The sequence below is a fragment of the Aquabacterium sp. genome, from assembly GCF_016234775.1.
Lineage (GTDB): Bacteria > Pseudomonadota > Gammaproteobacteria > Burkholderiales > Burkholderiaceae_C > Aquabacterium.
This window is the reverse complement of record NZ_JACRAH010000031.1, coordinates 19341-36658: the sequence shown is the minus strand read 5'-3', so window position 1 is coordinate 36658 and position 17318 is coordinate 19341. Positions and strand designations below refer to the sequence as shown.

Annotated in this window: 14 protein-coding genes and 2 tRNA genes; 13 read left to right on the top strand and 3 right to left on the bottom strand. The window is 60.6% G+C overall.

What is annotated here, in order from left to right:
- Position 1: 1 nt before the first annotated feature.
- The 12 genes from hisS (at position 2) to HY836_RS08800 (ending at position 12155) form a co-directional block, all read left to right on the top strand.
- Positions 2-1303 carry a histidine--tRNA ligase gene (gene hisS, locus HY836_RS08855; RefSeq protein ID WP_290675562.1) on the top strand — a complete coding sequence of 434 codons (1302 nt, stop codon included), beginning with the start codon at positions 2-4 and terminating at the stop codon, positions 1301-1303.
- A 36-nt stretch (positions 1304-1339) separates the two neighbouring features.
- Positions 1340-2056, top strand: a complete 717-nt coding sequence (locus HY836_RS08850; protein WP_290675560.1) for a tetratricopeptide repeat protein — start codon at positions 1340-1342, stop codon at positions 2054-2056.
- 63 nt (positions 2057-2119) lie between these two features.
- Positions 2120-3277 carry an outer membrane protein assembly factor BamB gene (bamB, locus tag HY836_RS08845; protein ID WP_290675559.1) on the top strand — a complete coding sequence of 386 codons (1158 nt, stop codon included), beginning with the start codon at positions 2120-2122 and terminating at the stop codon, positions 3275-3277.
- A gap of 18 nt (positions 3278-3295) precedes the next feature.
- Positions 3296-4657 carry a ribosome biogenesis GTPase Der gene (der, locus tag HY836_RS08840; protein ID WP_290675558.1) on the top strand — a complete coding sequence of 454 codons (1362 nt, stop codon included), beginning with the start codon at positions 3296-3298 and terminating at the stop codon, positions 4655-4657.
- A gap of 137 nt (positions 4658-4794) precedes the next feature.
- Positions 4795-5034 (top strand): RNA chaperone Hfq, encoded by a 240-nt coding sequence (gene hfq, locus HY836_RS08835; protein ID WP_290639920.1) that lies wholly within the window; start codon positions 4795-4797, stop codon positions 5032-5034.
- 76 nt (positions 5035-5110) lie between these two features.
- Positions 5111-6343, top strand: coding sequence for a GTPase HflX (gene hflX, locus HY836_RS08830; RefSeq protein ID WP_290675764.1), 1233 nt, complete (start codon positions 5111-5113; stop codon positions 6341-6343).
- Positions 6344-6522: 179 nt separating this feature from the next.
- Entirely contained in the window at positions 6523-7722 is a 1200-nt protein-coding gene (hflK, locus tag HY836_RS08825) for an FtsH protease activity modulator HflK (protein ID WP_290675762.1), read from the top strand.
- Positions 7723-7754: 32 nt separating this feature from the next.
- Positions 7755-8645 carry a protease modulator HflC gene (gene hflC, locus HY836_RS08820; RefSeq protein ID WP_290675557.1) on the top strand — a complete coding sequence of 297 codons (891 nt, stop codon included), beginning with the start codon at positions 7755-7757 and terminating at the stop codon, positions 8643-8645.
- Between the two features lie 29 nt (positions 8646-8674).
- Positions 8675-8860: a DUF2065 family protein gene (locus HY836_RS08815; RefSeq protein WP_290675556.1), complete on the top strand. Its 186-nt coding sequence runs from the start codon at positions 8675-8677 to the stop codon at positions 8858-8860.
- Positions 8861-8970: 110 nt separating this feature from the next.
- Positions 8971-10164, top strand: a complete 1194-nt coding sequence (locus HY836_RS08810; protein WP_290675555.1) for an ATP phosphoribosyltransferase regulatory subunit — start codon at positions 8971-8973, stop codon at positions 10162-10164.
- Positions 10165-10201: 37 nt separating this feature from the next.
- Positions 10202-11569 carry an adenylosuccinate synthase gene (locus HY836_RS08805; RefSeq protein ID WP_290675553.1) on the top strand — a complete coding sequence of 456 codons (1368 nt, stop codon included), beginning with the start codon at positions 10202-10204 and terminating at the stop codon, positions 11567-11569.
- A gap of 64 nt (positions 11570-11633) precedes the next feature.
- On the top strand, positions 11634-12155 hold the full coding sequence (locus tag HY836_RS08800) for a phosphoribosyltransferase (RefSeq protein WP_290675552.1): 522 nt from the start codon (positions 11634-11636) through the stop codon (positions 12153-12155).
- Between the two features lie 33 nt (positions 12156-12188).
- Here HY836_RS08800 and HY836_RS08795 read toward each other — a convergent pair whose 3' ends face one another.
- The 3 genes from HY836_RS08795 to HY836_RS08785 all read right to left on the bottom strand — a co-directional run bounded on the left by HY836_RS08795 (position 12189) and on the right by HY836_RS08785 (position 14799).
- A complete protein-coding gene (locus tag HY836_RS08795) occupies positions 12189-13982 on the bottom strand; it encodes a hypothetical protein (protein ID WP_290675551.1) in 1794 nt (597 codons plus the stop codon).
- Positions 13983-14164: 182 nt separating this feature from the next.
- Positions 14165-14249, bottom strand: a tRNA-Leu gene (locus HY836_RS08790).
- A 465-nt stretch (positions 14250-14714) separates the two neighbouring features.
- A tRNA-Leu gene (locus HY836_RS08785) sits at positions 14715-14799 on the bottom strand.
- Between the two features lie 114 nt (positions 14800-14913).
- On the opposite strand from HY836_RS08785, the gene rnr reads away from it, so the two are divergent.
- Entirely contained in the window at positions 14914-17307 is a 2394-nt protein-coding gene (gene rnr / locus HY836_RS08780; RefSeq protein ID WP_290675760.1) for a ribonuclease R, read from the top strand.
- Positions 17308-17318 lie beyond the last annotated feature (11 nt).

Below are 17318 nucleotides of genomic sequence, written 5' to 3'. Positions count from 1 at the left end.
CATGGCCGAGATTTTGAAAGCCATCAAAGGCATGAACGACATCCTGCCGCCGGAATCGGCGCGCTGGGAATGGCTGGAAGACGTGGTGCGCAAGGTGATGCGCCGCTACGGCTACCAGAATATGCGTACGCCCATCGTGGAGCCCACGGCCTTGTTTGTGCGGGGGCTGGGCGAGGTGACCGATATCGTCGAGAAGGAGATGTACTCCTTTGAAGACAGCCTCAATGGTGACAAGCTCACGCTGCGCCCCGAAGGCACGGCTGGCTCCGTGCGGGCCATCATTGAACACAACTTCCTGTACGAAGGCGGCAAGCGCCTGTACTACATCGGCCCCATGTTCCGCCACGAGCGTCCTCAGAAAGGGCGCTATCGCCAGTTCCACCAGGTGGGTGCCGAGGTGCTGGGCTTTGCCGGCCCCGATGTCGATGCCGAGTTGATCCTGATGACCGCCGCGCTGTGGCGTGATCTGGGCCTGAAGATCGGTCGGGATGTGTCGCTGCAGATCAACTCCTTGGGGCAGCCTGAAGAGCGCAAGGCGCACCGCGCGGCCTTGATCACGTATCTGGAATCACACGCCGAGTTGCTGGATGAGGAGGCGCGCCGCCGCCTGCACACCAATCCGCTGCGCATTCTCGACACGAAGAACCCCGCGATGCAGCCCATCGTGGAAGGTGCGCCCAAGCTGATCGACTTCCTGGGCGAGGCTTCTCTGGAGCATTTCGGCGCCATCAAGCACGTGTTGGATGTGGCGGGCGTGCCGTATCAGGTCAACACGCGCCTGGTGCGTGGCATGGATTACTACAACCTCACCGTGTTCGAGTGGGTGACCGACAAGTTGGGCGCGCAAGGCACGGTGTGTGGCGGCGGCCGCTACGATGGCCTCATCGAACAATTGGGCGGCAAATCTGCGCCAGCCGTCGGCTGGGGCCTGGGCATGGAGCGCCTGTTGCTGCTCTTGCAGGAAGTGGGCATTGAGTCGCCCTCGACGGCGCCTGATGCTTTTGCCGTGGTGTTCACGGGTACGCCAATCTCGACCGTCCTGACCACGATTGAGGGTCTGCGCGCCAAGGGTGTTCAGGTTGTGCTCAATCCGGCAGGCAAGGATGGTCCGGCCAGCCCCAAGTCCCAATTCAAGAAGGCGGATGCCAGCGGCGCACGTTATGCCTTGATTTTCGGGCCCGACGAGGTTGCGCAGGGGCAGGTGTCCGTCAAACCGCTGCGCGATGGCGGTGAGCAGGTGACGCGGCCTTTGGCCACCCCTGGGGAATGGGCGGAGTCCTTGTTGCCTTCCTCGCAGTCATAATCCTCGGCTTTTACACACATTCAAACGGGAACCGCCATGGCGACCTACGATCTCGAACAACAGGAACAGCTTGACCAGTTCAAGCACTTCTGGAAGCAGTATGGCAACCTGATCACGTGGGTGCTGGTGTTGGGGTTGGGTGCATATGCAGCCTGGTCCTACTACCTGTACTGGCAGCAACAGCGCGGCACGGCAGCAGCGGCGCTGTACGAGGAGCTGGATCGTGCCGCACTGGCGGGCAATGCCGACAAGGTTGGGCAGATCTTCGGCGACATGAAGGACAAGTACGCCGGCGCGACTTTCACCGAGCAAGGTGCCTTGCTGGCGGCCAAGGTGGAGTCCGACAACAAGAAAGCCGATCAGGCCAAGGCCACCTTGCAATGGCTGGTCAGCGGCGGCAAGAACGCCAATCTCGTGGCCGTGGCCCGGCTTCGTCTGGCCGGTATGCAGATGGACGCCAAGCAGTATGACGAAGCGCTCAAGACCTTGGGCGCCGATTTGCCTGCCGAGTTCACACCGCTGGCAGATGACCGCCGTGGCGACATCCTGATGGCGCAAGGCAAGAAGGATGAGGCCGCCAAAGCCTATCTGGCAGCATGGAAGGGTGTGGATGCCACGGTCGAATACCGTCGCTTCATTGAAAGCAAGTTGACTGCTTTGGGGCAGCCACCCGCACCGTTGCATAACAAGGTCGCACCCGTCGCTACGGGTGCACCGACAGGCATGCCGCCTGGTCTGGCGCCTACGAACTGATCTATCTGATACTGTGCCGTCTGGCGGTACCCATAAAAACTGGACGCTTTCCTGGAAGCACACATGACCCTGATTCGCGCCAAGCTGGTGAAAATGTCCCCGGTCTCATCACGCATGAGCAAGTTGCTCGTCTCTTCGGCCATGCTGATGGTGCTGGCCGCGTGCGGCTCCAGCAAGCCCAGCCCTGCGGCACTGGAGTCGCTGACACCCACCGTGCGGCTGACGACGCTGTGGTCGCACCGTGTCGGCTCCATCGATGGCAACCTTATTCTGGCCGTTCGCGACGGGCAGGTCACGACCGCCAGCAAGGATGGCGAAGTGGTGTCCTTCGAGGTTGCGACGGGCAAAGAGCGCTGGAGGGGCAAGGCCGGTGCCGACTTGACGGCCTCCGTTGGCAGCGATGGGCGTTATGCCGCCGTGGTGACGCAAGCCAACGAACTGGTCGCTTTCGATCAGGGCAAGGTGCTGTGGCGTGAGCGTTTGCCTGGTCGAGTGATCACGGCGCCTCTGGTTGCCGGGGAGCGGGTGTTCATTCAGTCGGTTGACCGCAGCGTGCGCGCATATGACGTTCAGAATGGCCGTTGGTTGTGGCAATACCAGCGCCCCGGTGGCGAGCCCCTGGCCCTGGCCAATGCGGGTGTGATCACAGCCTTCCGCGATACCTTGCTGGTGGGGCAGGGACCTCGTCTGGTCGGCCTGGATCCGCTCAAAGGTACGGTTCGTTTTGACCTGAACGTCGGCACGCCGCGTGGCACGAATGAAGTCGAGCGTCTGGCTGATCTGGTCGGTCCGATGGCGCGTGTCGATGATGAGGCTTGCGTGCGCACATTCCAATTGAACGTGGCTTGCGTTGAGCTCAATCGTGGCTCCTTGCGTTGGAGCAAACCGCAAGCAGGTCGGCAGGCCGTGGGCGCGGATCAGCGCCTGGTGGTCGGTGCCGACGGTGCGGACCGCCTGACGGCCTGGAAGGCTGAAAACGGCGATGTGCTGTGGCGCGCTGATCGTTTCACCTATCGCAACCTGAGCGCGCCGGCAGTCTGGGGCAACCGTGTTGTGGTCGGCGACGGCAAGGATTACCTGCATGTGCTGGCTGCCGAAGATGGTCGCACGGTAGGCCGATTCGAATTGGATGATCCGCTGGCCGCTGCGCCAGTGGCCCATGGTGAGACCCTGTTGGTTGTCACCCGCAAGGGCACCTTGTACGCGCTGCGTGCCAATTGATCTGTTAGTTGAGAATTCATGAAACCAGTTATTGCCTTGGTCGGACGACCCAACGTCGGCAAATCGACGTTGTTCAACCGGATGACCAAGAGCCGCGATGCCATCGTGGCCGACTTTGCCGGCCTGACCCGCGACCGTCACTATGGTGAGGGGAAGCTGGGCTCGCACGAGTTCATCGTCATCGATACCGGTGGTTTTGAGCCTGAGTGCACCTCCGGCATCTTCAAGGAAATGGCCAAGCAGACGCGTCAGGCTGTGGCTGAAGCTGATGCCGTGATCTTTGTCGTCGATGCCCGCAATGGCTTGTCGGCGCAGGATCACGACATCGCCAAGTACCTGCGCACGGCCAACAAGAAGGTGCTGCTGGCTGCCAACAAGGCAGAAGGCATGCAGACCGGCCCGCAACTGGCCGAGTTCTATGAACTGGGTATCGGTGAGCCGATCCCGGTGTCTGCGGCGCACGGGCAGGGTATCCGCAGCCTGGTTGACATGTCGCTGGAGGGCTTCTTCCCCGAGGAAGACGAGGATGATCCGCTCGACGGTCGTGACTGGCGCGAGATGGACCTCGACAAGCCCATCCGGCTGGCCGTGGCAGGGCGCCCCAACGTTGGCAAGTCCACCTTGATCAACACCTGGTTGGGTGAGGAGCGTCTGGTGGCCTTTGACATGCCAGGCACCACGCGAGACGCCATCAGCGTGCCGTTCGAGCGTGAAGGCAAGCGCTTCGAGTTGATCGACACGGCGGGCCTGCGTCGCAAGGGTAAGGTTTTCGAGGCCATCGAGAAGTTCTCCGTGGTCAAGACCCTGCAGGCAATTTCCGACGCCAACGTCGTGCTGCTGCTGGTGGATGCCACGCAGGGCGTGACGGAGCAGGACGCGCACATCGCCGGCTTCGTGCTGGAATCCGGTCGCGCCGTTGTGATCGCCATCAACAAGTGGGATGCGGTGGACAGCTACCAGCGAGAGATGCTGCAGCGCTCGATCGAGCAGCGCCTGGCCTTCCTGAAGTTCGCACCCGTGCTGCACATCTCGGCGATCAAGCGCCAGGGCCTGGGGCCGCTGTGGAAGGCCATCACGGCCGCCTGGGTCTCCGCCACCAAGAAGCTGCCTACGCCGGTGCTCACGCGCCTGCTGCAAGAGGCCGTGCAGTTCCAGCAGCCCAAGCTGGCTGGTGCGTATCGCCCCAAGCTGCGTTACGCCCACCAGGGCGGTCAGAATCCGCCCATCATCGTCATCCACGGCAATTCGCTGGAGCACATCAGCGCTGCCTATCAACGCTATCTGGAAGGGCGTTTCCGCGAGCATTTCAAGCTCACGGGCACACCCTTGCGCATCGAGTTCAAGTCGTCGCAGAATCCGTTTGCCGACAAGGAACAATGACTTTTGCCGCCTGAAAGTGGCGCTGGGCAAGGGCATTTAACCCCGCACAGCGTCATCGATCACATAACCATATCCGGTCAGGAGACGGGGACTGTGTTAAGGTGGCAAATCCGAAACTTTTCAACACGGAGCATATCGTGAGCAACAAAGGGCAACTCCTACAAGACCCCTTCCTGAACCTTTTGCGCAGAGAACATGTGCCGGTGTCCATTTACCTGGTCAACGGCATCAAACTCCAGGGACATATCGAATCGTTCGACCAGTACGTCGTGTTGCTCCGCAATACCGTCACGCAAATGGTCTACAAGCACGCCATTTCCACGGTGGTGCCTGGGCGTGCGGTGAATTTCCACGCCAGCGAATCGACCGAAGACTGATCAGCGCAAGCTGAACAGTTTCTCTCAACCAGCCGACCCAAGCTCTGACGCCTTGACGACCTCCTCTTCAACGTCTGTGCTTCATCCTTCCGAGGACCCGCGGGTCGTGCTGGTCGGGGTCGATTTTGGCCCCGGGTCATCCTTTGATCCCACATTGGATGAGCTTGCCTTGCTGGCTGAGTCTGCGGGTGATCAACCCGTGGCCAAGGTGACGGCAAAGCGCAAGTCGCCCGACGCAGCCTTCTTTGTGGGCTCCGGCAAAGCCGATGAAATCAAGTCGATCGTGGACCTGTATCAGGCGCACGGCGTGATCTTCGATCAGGCACTTTCTCCCGCTCAGCAACGTAATCTCGAACGCCATCTGGGCGTTGAGGTGCTGGACCGCACGGGTCTCATCCTCGAAATTTTTGGTGCGCGAGCGCGCAGCCACGAGGGCAAGTTGCAGGTTGAGCTCGCTCGACTTCAATACCTCTCGACGCGCCTGGTGCGCCGCTGGTCCCACCTGGAGCGTCAGCGTGGTGGCGTCGGCCACCGTGGCGGCCCTGGGGAAACACAGATTGAGCTGGACCGTCGCATGATCGATGCCAAGATCAAGTCGCTCAAGGCTAGCCTCATCAAAGTCAAGAAGCAGCGCAATACCCAGCGGCGCTCGCGTGAGCGTACCGGTGCGTTCCGCGTGTCTCTGGTTGGGTACACCAACGCAGGCAAGTCCACGCTGTTCAACGCCTTGACAAAGGCGGGCACCTACGCTGCCAACCAGCTGTTTGCCACGTTGGACACGACCACGCGTCAGCTGTTTCTGGCCGAAGCGCAGCGCAGTGTGACCCTGTCTGACACCGTGGGCTTCATCCGTGATCTGCCGCACTCTTTGGTTGAGTCTTTCGAGGCGACCTTGCAAGAGGCTGCCGAAGCAGATTTGTTGATCCATGTGGTGGACGCCGCCAGCCCGGTTCTGCACGAGCAGATCGACGAGGTGCTACGTGTGCTTGACAGCATCGGTGCAGGGCAATTGCCCCAAGTGCTGGTGTTCAACAAGAGCGACTGCCTTGATGCGCACCAGCAGCCGCGGGTGTTGCGCGATATTTACGAATTGCCCTCGGGGCGCCGTTGCGTGCGCGTGTTCGTCAGCGCACTCAAGGGCGAAGGCCTGGATGTGTTGCGCGCGGTACTCGCTGAAGCAGCATTGCACGGCCTGGAAGGTGTTCCTGGTGCCAATCTGGCGCCAGATCCCCGTTTCGACATGCACAATCCCATCGACGCAGAGGTACCCAGTCCGGACTACCCTGCCTATCCGACAATCCGAACATGAACATGCAATCCATGGAAACGGGTTCCTCGTCTGAACCAGGCCGCCCCGGGGCGGTCAACGCCATTGCGTCAGCCATCTGGCAATTGGGCAGGTTTTCTCTGAGCGCAACCCGGCGTCTGTGCTGGTTGGGGCTGCAGGCTACCCGCCAAGCCATTCCGGGTCTGGCGCGCCCACAAGGCATGCTCAACGAGCGCAACGATGGGCCGCCCGATCTTGACGAGTTGTGGCGCGACCTCAACCGCAAGCTCTCCGGCATTTTCTCGGGGCGCCCAGGTGGCGGCGACAGTGGTCCCGGCGGCAGCATCACGCCTGATCCCAAGGGGGCAGGTATCGGCATCGGTCTGGTGCTGGGCCTGATTGCCCTGATCTGGCTGGGAAGCGGCTTTTTCATCGTTCAGGAAGGTCAACAGGCGGTGGTCATGACCTTTGGGCGCTACAGCCACAAGGTGGACGCTGGCTTCCAATGGCGCGCACCGTTTCCTTTCCAGAATCATGAGTTGGTCAACCTGACCCAGTTGCGCTCCATTGATGTAGGCAGCAATTCGGTGATGCAGGCAACCGGCTTGCGTGATTCGTCCATGCTCACGCGTGACGAAAACATCGTCGATATCCGCTTCACGGTGCAATACCGCCTCTCGGACGCTCGCCAGTACCTGTTCGAGAACCGGAACTCTGACGAGGCCGTGCTCCAGGCTGCGGAATCGGCCGTGCGCGAAATCGTGGGTAACAGCACCATGGATTCGGTGCTGTACGAGCAACGTGACGCCATTGCCACCGAATTGGTCAAGTCGATTCAGCATCAGGTCAACAAGCTGAAAGCAGGTGTGACGATTGCCAACGTGAACGTCCAGAGTGTCCAGGCCCCTGAACAGGTGCAGGCTGCATTCGATGACGCGTTCAAGGCTGGCGCAGATCGCGAGCGACTCAAGAACGAGGGTCAGGCTTACGCCAATGACGTGATTCCCAAGGCGCAAGGTACGGCCGCACGCTTGCGTGAGGAGGCCGCAGGCTATGCAGCTCGCGTCGTCGCGCAGGCAGAAGGTGATGCGCAGCGTTTCAAGTCGGTTCTGACCGAGTACCAGAAGGCGCCCGGCGTGACGCGTGACCGCCTCTACATTGACACCATGCAGCAGATCTACAGCAATGTCACCAAGGTGATGGTGGATTCGCGTCAAGGTACCAATCTGCTGTACCTGCCTCTGGACAAGCTGATGCAGTTGTCGTCGCCAGCAGGCACGGCCCCCGTCACGCCTGTTCCACCAGCAACACAGAGCAGCAGTGGCACGGCCGATCTGCCTGCTTCGTCCAGCCCTGCAATGGGTACGCAGGATGCCCGTTCGCGGGAAGGTCTGCGTAGCCGCGATCGTGACGCTCGCTAAGCGCGCGCAGCAAGGACAGCAAGGAATCTCACATGAATCGTTTAGGCATCATCCTTGGCGGCTTCGTGCTGGCCATCATCATCTCGGCCTCGACTTTGTTCATCGTTGATCAACGCGAGTTCGCCGTGATCTACGCTTTGGGTGAAATCAAGGAAGTGATCAGCGAGCCGGGGCTCAAGGCGAAGCTGCCAGCTCCTCTGCAGAACGTGGTTCGTCTGGACCGTCGCGTGCAGACGTTGGACAGCCCCGAGTCACGCCCCATCTTTACGGCTGAAAAGAAGAGCCTGGTGATTGACTGGCTCGTAAAGTGGCGCGTGGTTGAGCCCAAGCAGTTCATCCGCAACAATGGCGTGGACCTGCGCAATGCAGAGAATCGCCTGTCGCCCATCGTGCAGGCCGCCCTGAATGAAGAGGTGACCAAGCGGACGGTGGGCTCCATGCTTTCTTCCGAGCGTGACAAGGTGATGCAAGGCGTGATCAAGCGTCTCGCCGACGATGCGAAGGTTTTCGGGATCGAAATCGTGGACGTGCGCATCAAGCGCGTGGATTTCGCGGTCAACATCACTGAGTCGGTCTACCGCCGTATGGAGTCCGAGCGCAAGCGTGCAGCGAACGAGCTGCGTTCGACTGGTGGCGCCGAGGGTGAAAAAATCCGCGCCGATGCCGATCGGCAGCGTGAAATCATCGTGGCTGAGGCTTACCGTGACGCGCAAAAGATCAAGGGTGATGGCGATGCCAAGGCGTCTGCCCTCTACGCCGATGCCTTTGGCAAGGATCCGCAGTTCGCGCAGTTCTACCGCAGCCTGGAAGCCTACCGTTCCACATTCCGCAACAAGACAGACGTGATGGTGCTGGACCCCAGCAGCGAGTTCTTCAAGGCCATGCGCGGTAACAGTGCGCCTGCTCCGGCCGGCAAGAAGTGATCGTTTGACGGCGCCAAACTTGTTCGCTCATGTCTGACGCGATCTGGATCGCACTGGCGCTGTTGCTCGTGCTGGAAGGCCTGATGCCCGCCATCAACCCTGGTGGTTGGCGTCGCATGTTCGAGCAGGTCATGCAGCTCAATGACCAACAGATCCGCACGGTCGGTCTGGTCAGCATGGTGCTGGGTTTGCTCATGCTCTGGGTGCTGCAATAGCGTCAAGTCGCCATTCCTGACGCCCTGTTTCACGGGTATGAGTGTGTCGGATTGGTAAACCGACGTCATCCCCCTGTAGAATCTCGTTTTTAACCCCCACACGTTTTCCTATGTCGTCTGCTTGGCTGTTGCCAGAGCACATTGCTGACGTTTTGCCTGCGCAGGCGCGTCGCGTGGAAGAGTTGCGCCGCGTCTGGCTGGATGCGGCTCGCAGCTACGGCTACGAACTGGTCATGCCGCCGCTGCTCGAGCACATCGAGTCGCTGCTGTCCGGTACAGGCCATGCTCTGGATCTCAAAACCTTCAAGCTGGTCGACCAGCTCAGCGGTCGCACCTTGGGGGTGCGCGCTGACGCCACGCCTCAGGTGGCGCGCATTGATGCGCACCTGCTCAACCGTGATGGCGTGACCCGCCTGTGCTATTGCGGTCCCGTGCTGCACACGCGCCCAGCCACGCCCCAGTCCAGCCGCGAACCGCTGCAACTGGGCGCAGAGATCTATGGCCACGCCGGCCTGGAAGCGGATCTGGAATCCACGGAACTGGCGCTGGAGGGCTTGCGAGCTACTGGCCTGACTGGTCTGGTCATCGATCTGGCTGACGTGCGTCTGGTCAATGGTGTGCTCGCTGGCTTGGGCGTGCCCACCCTCGACACCGCTACCCACAATGCCTTGGTTCTGGCCTTGACCACCAAGGATGTGGGCACTCTGCGAGAGCTGTCCACACAGGGCCCTCTGGCCACCGTGCCGGCCGCCGCTGATGTGCTGGTTCGTCTGACCAGCCTGTTCGGCGGCGAAGAGGTGCTGTCCCAGGCTCGCGCCATGTTGCCTCAGCATGCCCTGGTGGACGCTGCACTGACCGATCTGACCTGGCTGGCTGCGCAATTGCGCCAGGCCCAACCTGAAGTCTCCGTGGGCTTCGACTTGTCCGATCTGAGTGGCTACGCCTACTACAGCGGTACCCGATTTGCCATTTACGCGCGGGGGCACGCTGATGCCCTGGTGCGTGGTGGCCGCTACGACGAGGTGGGGGCGGTTTTTGGCCGTCGCCGTCCCGCTGTGGGCTTCAGTCTCGACCTGAAGATCCTGGCTGATTTGCTCGCTGGCCGCCAAGGGCTGGCTGTGCGTTCGGCCGTGCGTGCACCCTGGGGTGAAGACCCCGCCTTGCGCGAGGCTGTGCGCGCTTTGAGAGGGCAGGGGCACACCGTGGTGTGTGTGCTGCCCGGACATGAACACGACGTCCAGGAATTCGACTGCGATCGCGAACTCGCGCTGGTCGATGGACGCTGGTCGGTGCGCGCGCTCTAAGCGCCCCGATCCTTTCAAGCCATTTAGGAACTCCGCCATGCAAAGCAATACCGCGTCTACCAGTGCGTCCGTACGTCCCGACTCCGCATCCGCCCGCAACGTCGTGGTCGTCGGCACCCAATGGGGTGACGAAGGCAAGGGCAAGGTGGTTGACTGGTTGACCGACCATGCCGCTGCCGTCGTGCGCTTCCAGGGTGGCCACAACGCTGGTCATACCTTGGTGATCAACGGCAAGAAAACGGCCTTGCAGCTGATCCCCTCGGGCATCATGCGCGAAGGCGTGGCCTGCTACATCGGCAACGGCGTGGTGGTGGATCCCACTCACCTGCTGACAGAGATAGAGCGCCTGGAGGCTGCTGGCCTGAACGTGCGATCGCGCCTGTTCATCAGCGAATCCTGCCCCCTGATCCTGCCGTTCCATGTTCAGGTGGACAAGGCTCGCGAAGCCCTGCGTGAAACCAGCGGCAGCGGCAAGATCGGCACCACCGGCAAGGGCATCGGCCCAGCCTACGAAGACAAGGTGGCTCGTCGGGCGCTGCGCGTGCAGGACCTGAAGCACCCTGAGCGTTTTGCCTCCAAGCTCAAAGAACTGCTGGAACTGCACAACTTCGCGCTCACCAGCTACCTGAAGTCTGAAGCGCTCGAGTTCCAGCCCATCTACGACCAGGCCATGAAGGCCGCCGAGCAGATCCTGCCCATGCTGGCGGACGTCGGCGTGAAGATCCATGGCCACAATGTGGCGGGCGGCAGCGTGTTGTTCGAAGGCGCGCAAGGCACGCTGCTGGACATCGACCACGGCACCTATCCCTTCGTGACCTCCAGCAATTGCGTGGCCGGCAACGCCGCCGCTGGTTCTGGTGTCGGCCCTGACAAGTTGCACTACATCCTCGGCATCACCAAGGCTTACACCACGCGTGTGGGTAGTGGCCCTTTCCCGACCGAACTTGAGTGGGATGTGCCTGACACCGTCGGTTATCACCTGTCCACAGTGGGCCAGGAGCGCGGCACCGTAACCGGTCGCGCACGTCGTTGCGGTTGGCTGGATGCGGCAGCGCTGAAGCGCTCGGTGCTGATCAACGGCGTCTCCGGCGTCTGCATCACCAAGTTGGATGTGCTGGACGGGCTCAAGGAAATCAAGGTCTGCACGGGTTATATGCTCAATGGTCAGCGCATCGACATCCTTCCGCTGGATGCTGATGACATCGTCGCCTGCGCTCCCATCTACGAAACCTTCCCAGGCTGGGAGGGCACGACCTTTGGCATCACCGAGTGGGACAAGCTGCCAGCCAATGCACGTGCTTACCTCGAGTGCGTGCAAGGCCTGATTGGCGCGCCCATCGACATGGTGTCCACTGGCCCCGATCGCGATCACACCATCCTGTTGCGTCACCCCTACAAGGCCTGATCCGCACACCGCGGTCCATCAAGTTTTGCCCGTACCTTCGCAACTCAGCAAGAAAGACGTTCTCATGCTCACTGACGACGGCAAGCATCTGTATGTGTCCTGGGAGGAGTACCACCAGCTCACCGAGCGCCTGGCCCTGAAGGTTCATGCCTCTGGCTGGGAGTTCGATCAGATCCTGTGTCTGGCTCGTGGTGGGATGCGCCCTGGCGACGTGCTGTCGCGCATCTTCGATCGGCCGCTGGGCATCATGTCCACGAGTTCGTATCGAGATGATGGCGGCACCCTGCAGGGGCGTCTGGACATGGCCAAGTACATCACCATGCCCAAGGGCGAGTTGGCTGGCCGTGTGCTGCTGGTTGATGACCTGGCGGACTCGGGTGTGACCTTGCGCGCCGTGGTAGATCGCTTGCGCAGCATGCCGGCCATCACCGAATTGCGCTCGGCCGTGATCTGGGTGAAAGGTGTGTCCAGCTACACGCCTGACTATTACGTGGACACTCTGCCAACGAGCCCGTGGATTCATCAGCCGTTTGAAGAGTACGACACCCTTCGTCCAGACGCTTTGCTCAAGCGATACAAGGTCTGATCCTGGGTTGCCCCACCCTCACTTTGAAGCGGCTCAGAGCATGTCTTTGAGCCGTTTTTTCATGGCGGCGCTGATGTCGACGGGGGGCAGCGTTACGCTGCGACCAGCCGGTGGCAGCTTGAAGTGCTCGTAGCCGGACTCCCGCCAGTTATAGAACTGCCAAGGGGCATCATGCAGCGGGGTGTCAAATTCAAACGAGGCCTGTGTGGCATTGCCGAATTCGTTGACGGCCTCGACTGTAACGACAAAGTTGCCTGCACGAATGCGATCGCCTACTCGGAGCGGTTGCGCCCGCAAATCCCTGCTGACTGCTTCACCCAGGCCACGTTCACCGGTCAGCTTGATGAGTCGATCAGTCAGAACCGTCAGCGTTACGACCTGATCGCCACTGGTCAACGCCTGAATGGATGTGGGGTTGTGGAGTCCGAAATAGCGTCTGATGGTCGGGTAGTAGCCGACAAAAAGGGCCTTGGGTGGATTGATCAGGATGACCTTGCCTTCCGGATCGTCTCGCTTGTCCGGTAGCGATAGCGATTCCAGCTGCATGACAGCAGTCGTCATGGATGGCGTGACGATAGCCATGGACATGGTGACAATGGGATAGAGCAGCAAGTGGACAAACATCAGAACGCTTGCAATGACCGTGCTCGACCTGATCGCAAGGCGGCCATGGCTGTTGCTCGCCTGGCTTTTCCAGGTGGCTGTGAATAACATTGCCAGCAGGGGGCTCAAACCAAATTCGGCGTTCAGTAGCAGTCTGTCATTCGTGGCGGCAGCGCACACAGGCACCAAGGCGAGCAGTGCGCCCAGACCGAAGAAGCGAGCCAATGGATTGACCCAAATCTGACGAATGTGCCCTACCCAGATGCTCAAAACAATCATGACGCCCGCGCCGCACGCATAGACCACTTGAGGTCCTTCAGGCAGCAGATGAAAGATCGAGGAGGAGACCCCGTAAAGTCCAGCCAGCAGGAGGGCAGGCATGCGCAACATCACAGCATGGGCGAAGCGCAATGGGTCTGCGCCAGGGTCGATGTAGCCACCTAGTCCGGCGCTGCCATAGCCGAGATGGTTGTAATACAGGCGCCAGGTCACGATGATGAGCACAAAGGGAAGTAAGGCCATCAATCGGGTGCGCCAGTGGCTTCTGGCAGGCTCCAGAATCAGAACATAGGCCAGCAGGTAGCCCATCGCTGCCACTCCCGCCTCTGCGGCAGCGAGCCCGATGATCATGGACACCATGCTCAGTAGGCCAAATACCAGGCCGCGGCCTTGTCGCCAAAGGTGAAACGCCATCAGCGTCAGCACGATGAGGCAGCCGGCGATCAGCTGGTTGCGGGCTGCCAGCCAGATCACCGTGAACAGGTGCATCGGGCTGATCGCGAATATCAAGGCTGACAATCCCGGCTGCGCGGGTCGCTGATCCAGCATGCGGTAGAGCCGACTCAGCAGCCACACCAGTGCGGCGTACCAGAGCAGGCTGTGAGCGTGCATCAAGGCAGGTGATTCCGGCCAGAGGTGGTAGTCGGCCCAATGGCTCAACTCTGATAGGGGGCGCCAGAAGGACATCAAGGCATGGTCCGCTGCCCACCACTGAAAGAGGCCTGCATCCTTCATTGCTTGAACGTGCGCTGCGTTGCCGTCTGCAAAGGTATAGAGGCCAAAGAACGTGCCAGGGTGTGGCTGATGTGCTTTACCGGTGATCAACTCTCGAAACAGGAAATCGTCACCGATCAGCCCCGTGCGCAAGGTTGGCAGTGCCAGCAGCACGCCAATCAATGCGATGAAGAGCGCTGCGTGTGGATGGGAGAGGGCTCGACGCCACATGGGCCTGTCCTGGATGTTGTTGGATCTTGACGTTAAAGGCTGACTGGACCTCGCGTCGGATCGCGCATCCTAATGCTGCAGATGATCTGCAAGTGATGGGGGGATCACTTAGTTTCTGGATGTATCTTGCCCGTCAGGGCAAAGAAAAAGCCGCTTGATGCAAGATCAAGCGGCTTTTCAAATGGTGCCCAGGAGAGGACTCGAACCTCCACGGAGTTACCCGCTAGTACCTGAAACTAGTGCGTCTACCAATTCCGCCACCTGGGCAGGTACTTTTTTGATTCGGCGTTGTTGTCAGCGCGTCATCTAGACCATGAATATAGCATGACTTTGGTGCTTTTCGGTGCGTGTGTCGGTCGGGCATCAAAAAAGTTGAATTTGTGCATGCCGCGTTGCTTTTTTGATGGCGGATCAAAGGCGGATTTCAATTGGGCTGTCCGACATGTGCCACATAGCGACTTGGCTTCGGTGAAAAGGTGTACGCTGGACCAGCACTGACCTATTTGATGTTGACCAGTTTTTTCTTGATCACGGATATTCGTTCGGCCTTCTGGGCAACAACGCCTGCGCAGGACGCGGTAGGCATTGTTCTGGTGTCTGCCGCGGGGGCGGATGCTCGTGGGGTTTGCTGCTATTCGGGCCAAGCCTTGCGGATTGGTAACGAAGTCGGTCAGAACATCAGCATCAAGCAAGAAAAAAGCCGCTTGATGCTAGATCAAGCGGCTTTTCATTTGGTGCCCAGGAGAGGACTCGAACCTCCACGGAGTTACCCGCTAGTACCTGAAACTAGTGCGTCTACCAATTCCGCCACCTGGGCAGGTACTTTTTTGGCTTCTGACTTCTGGCTTGAATTTCTCAGCATCTTTCGGTGCTTGAAATTTCTGCCTCAGTCATCAGCGAAGAATTCAATTCTAGCATCAAAATGATGACTATGACAACACCCTCTCAAAATTTTGTGAATCTCATGAGCGAAGTCGTTGGCACCGTGCAGGGCCACCGTGATGGGCACGGCTTCGTTCAGCCTGATGAAGGCGACGTGAGCATCTACCTGTCTCCTCAGGAGATGCGCTCGGTCATGCACCGTGATCGGGTCAAGGTTCGCGTAGTGCGCTTCGACCGCCGAGGGCGCCCCGAGGGTCTGGTGCTCGAAATCGTTGAGCGCAAGAAGACGCCCATCATCGGGCGCTTGTTGCATGAGGGCGGCGCATGGTTGGTGGCGCCGGAAGATCGCCGCTTCGGGCGCGACATCCTCATCCCGGCCAAGGCCACGGCGAATGCCGAGCCAGGGCAGGTGGTGGCGGTCGAGTTGACCGAGGCGCCTTCGCTGAGTGCGCAACCCGTTGGGCGCGTGACCGAGGTGCTGGGTGGCATTGATGACCCGGGCATGGAAATCGAGATTGCGGTACGCAAGTACGAAGTGCCGCACAAGTTCAGCGATGACACGCTGGCGCAGGCTGCGAAGCTGCCCGAGAAGTTGCGTGCGTCTGACAAGAAAGGCCGTATCGACCTGACGGACGTGCCGCTGGTCACTATTGACGGTGAAGATGCGCGCGACTTCGATGATGCGGTTTACTGTCAGCCCGCCAGCATTGGTCGATCCAAGGCGCCCAATGCGTGGCGTTTGCTGGTGGCGATCGCGGACGTGAGTCACTATGTCAAGCCTGGTGATCCGCTGGATCGCGATGCCTACGAGCGCGCGACGTCGGTGTACTTCCCTCGCCGTGTGATTCCGATGCTGCCCGAGAAACTGTCCAACGGCCTGTGCTCGCTCAACCCCGAGGTGGAGCGCCTGTCCATGGTGTGCGACATGCTGGTCACGCAGGAAGGGGAGGTTCACGCCTACCAGTTTTATCCCGCAGTGATCAACTCACATGCGCGCTTCACATATACCGAGGTCGCTGCGATCCTGGGTAACACGCGTGGCCCTGAGGCGCAAAAGCGTGGTGAACTGGTGACGCACCTGCTGCACCTGCACGAGGTGTACAGGGCGTTGCTCAAATCTCGCTCAGGCCGTGGTGCGGTGGATTTTGATACCACCGAGACGCAGATCGTGTGCGATGACAACGGCAAGATCGCCAAGATCGTGCCGCGTGTGCGCACTGAGGCGCACCGCTTGATCGAGGAGGCCATGCTGGCGGCCAACGTCTGTTCGGCAGACTTCATTTCACGCGCCAAGCATCCCTCGCTGTACCGCGTGCACGAAGGGCCTACGCCTGAAAAGCGTTCGCTGCTCAAGAATTACCTGAAGGCGCTGGGTTTGGGCTTGAGTCTGGGTGAGGAGCCTACGCCGGGTGAATTCCAGGCGATCGCGCAAGCGACCAAGGATCGCCCGGACGCGACGCAGATCCACACCATGCTGCTGCGCTCCATGCAGCAGGCCATGTACACGCCGATCAACAGCGGGCACTTCGGCCTGGCCTACGAGGCTTACACCCACTTCACCAGCCCGATTCGTCGTTATCCGGATTTGCTGGTGCACCGTGTGATCAAGGCCTTGCTGGGCAGTGCGCGATATGGTTTGAAGGTGCCTGAAGGTGTGATCTCCTCGGTGTCCACCTTCAAGCGCAAGCCTGGCGGCAAGCCAGGTGCGCCCGCCAAGGGTCTGCCGGCTGCGCCTACAAAGGCTGCGGCGCGCATCAAGTTGCCGCCTCAGGAGTTGGCGGCCTGGGAAACCGTGGGTATCCATTGCAGCGCCAATGAGCGCCGTGCTGATGAGGCTTCGCGTGATGTGGAGGCCTGGCTCAAGTGCATGTTCATGCGCGAGCGCCTGGGTGAGGAGTATGGCGGGACCGTGACGGCTGCCACGAGCTTCGGCTTGTTTGTCCAACTGGATGGCTTGTATGTGGAGGGGCTGATCCACATCACCGAACTGGGTGGTGAGTACTACCGGTTTGACGAAGCGCGCCAGGAGTTGCGTGGTGAGCGTACCGGCGTGCGTTATAGCATCGGTTCGCGCGTGCGGATCCAGGTCAGCCGGGTGGACCTGGATACCCGCAAGATCGACTTCCGCATGGTGCGCGAAGGTGCCGAGCCGCGCCCTGGCGCCGCGCCGGGTGGTGCACGCCGCAAGGGGCGCGGTGCAGACGCTAACTGGCCCGGGGACGTCTCGGCTCAGGAGGAGTTGGCCGACATCCAGGATGCGGACCGTGAGGCCAAGCGTGGTGGCAAGGCTGCCGGCAGGGGCGGGAAGGCGGGCAGCAAGGGGCGTGATCGTGGCGTGGTCGTGGAGGCGGCGCCGGTGCGTGCTACCTCTGGTGGGCGAGGCTCATCCAAGGCGGCTGGCAAGAAAGCGGTTGCGCGCAAGGGTGGCAAGGGCAAACGCTGAGTTTCATGCTA